This window comes from Anaerobiospirillum sp. NML120449 (assembly GCF_023051105.1).
Classification (GTDB): Bacteria; Pseudomonadota; Gammaproteobacteria; order Enterobacterales; family Succinivibrionaceae; genus Anaerobiospirillum.
The window spans coordinates 1-1395 of the sequence record NZ_JALKIL010000103.1; the positions used below are offsets into that span (position 1 = coordinate 1).

Genomic DNA, 1395 nt, shown 5'->3' on the forward strand with positions numbered 1-1395 from the left:
AGCTCTAAAGCGGCAGCAATTATGCCTACTGCATTTAGCAGCTGAGCATCGTCAGCCAGACGCACAACGAGCCTTTTTATTGAGCTGTCGCTATAGTTCGTATCTGTTTTTAAGACATTAACAAAGTTAAGAGCTAACTTGTTAAAAGCGACACGGGTGGTTACCTGGTCCTTGTTAAGGGCAACCATCCTGTCCTGGCTAAAAGAGTTATCAAGATTGTAATGGAGCTTATTTTCTATACCCCAATGTTTACGAATCACATCCATACCAAGCAGGGCTGTCTCCATGTCTTTAAAAGGAACAGAGCTGATGAAGTACCTGATTTGTGGCTTTCTGCTTATGCCCGTCTTGATGATCTTACTCTCAGTTCTGGCAACAAAGATTGTATTCACTGAAGGCCAGTTTTCTGCCACTTTTTTCACATGGCAAGCTGGAAATGCCATGATAGAGCGGGTTTCCTCTCTGCCATGTGCTATTTCCGTAGGACCTGTATACTTGACAGAAACGCTTTCCATAAGCTCTTCGTTATTGGCGGCTGCCTTAAGGCTGTCATACAGCGATCTCCTGTTAGCTTTTACTGCCATGCAGAAGTGACCGCCCATAGACTCTATAGCACTGATAATATCCTTGGTGGTATTCAGGGCATCGCAGGTAACAATAGCGTTATCAAGTGAGTTTCTGCTGACAAGTCTTAAGGAGGCCTTATTTTCATTTTCCTTATCGAAGATTTTCTCATGGTCAACGCAAACAGCTCTGTCACAGTCAAAAAGTGATACAAGATAGAACTGCCTGAAGCCGAGCTTCTCTTTCGGGATAGAAACCCCGTTAATCAGCCCATACATAAGCGATCTTGGAGCCTGTCCATCAAGAGCTAAAACACGATAACAGTTTTGTGAATGCTTCTCCATCTCTGGCATCTTTGTAAGAGCAGACATATACAGGTATCTTAGAGCTGGCTGCAGGTCCACACTGTTGTACAGTCTTGTTATCGTGTCATGTGAAGGGCTTGTGTCAGGCCATGCGTTGAAGACTGCTTTGAACAGATGGTGTTTATCATAAGCAAAGTCAGCAACCTCAACTGCACTTGTTCTGCCGCATATATGAGCAAGCAGAACAACCACCAATAGTTCATAGAACGGGAATTTAACCTTTCTACGTTGTCTGTAGTCAGTGATTCCAGACTCGATAAAAAGATTAACCAGAGCATGAAAGCTCATGACTTGGCTGATATTCAGGTGGTACGGAATCATCATAGTAAAAACTCCCAGGCAAATTTTTTACTATGTGATCAAAATCTCGTTTTTAAGTGAATCTAAATTGTTAAAAAGTGATCCTGGTATCACATTTTATTTTCCGAATTTGATCCTTGGATCAAATTTCACGCTTTGTGCGTAG

Annotated in this window: 1 protein-coding gene; it reads right to left on the bottom strand. The window is 42.4% G+C overall.

Annotated elements, in window-relative coordinates; all coding sequences use genetic code 11:
- Window positions 1-1253 (bottom strand): ISAs1 family transposase (locus tag MXE41_RS12955; protein WP_247100884.1); only part of this gene is annotated, 1253 nt, incomplete at its 3' end.
- Window positions 1254-1395: the final 142 nt, after the last annotated feature.